General features: G+C 53.2%; 1 protein-coding gene. It reads left to right on the top strand.

The window, feature by feature from the left end; translation table 11 throughout:
• Window positions 1-152: 152 nt before the first annotated feature.
• Window positions 153-380 (top strand): hypothetical protein, encoded by a 228-nt coding sequence (locus FV242_RS34110; protein WP_147942054.1) that lies wholly within the window; start codon window positions 153-155, stop codon window positions 378-380.
• The last annotated feature ends 253 nt before the right edge of the window (window positions 381-633 follow it).

The following is a 633-nucleotide window of genomic DNA, read 5'->3' as shown; positions in this document are numbered from 1 at the left end:
GTGCAGATAGCCGGCGACGTATCGGCTTCGCCGATCCGACCCCGGTTCACGAGCGGCGCCCGGCCGCAGCATCCTATTGCCTTCAGGGGAAGGCAGCTTGTCGTTTTGGGCGGTACGGCTAGCATTGCAGTCGTACGACGGGGAGTTCTAAAATGACTGATCGGGATCTTCTAGCCAACTCGATGCGTTGGATTTACAACAACACCGATATATCATGGGCGAAAAACTCTAAACCTGAGATCATCGTCCCTGATTGCGTGACGATGATCTCAGAGATCCATGGTATTACCATAAAATATCTGGCCGATACCTTGGTAAGTATGGAAGAAGTTGGCGGGATTTACGTCGTACTCGTTGATCGATTGCTTCCAAAAAAATAACAGCTATTCGAGCCGCCCTCGTTCAAGGACAGCACCCGGCCCAGCAGCCTAGCGCCTTGACGGGAAGGCAGCGGGCAGGGCGGCGATTTGGCTTGACGGTTGTTGGCAAATTTGCCAAGATTAAACTGGATGCAAAAGCCAAAAAGAACGATAGCCTGGATAAAGGCAGCCGGAAAAGATTTTGAAGAGTTTCCGCCAGGCGCGAAGGTCGAAATGATCCGCGCCCTGACCATCGTTGCCGATGGCGGGCACC

Origin of the sequence: Methylobacterium sp. WL64, assembly GCF_008039945.1 — a bacterium.
Classification (GTDB): domain Bacteria; phylum Pseudomonadota; class Alphaproteobacteria; order Rhizobiales; family Beijerinckiaceae; genus Methylobacterium.
This window is presented reverse-complemented; position numbering and strand designations above follow the sequence as displayed.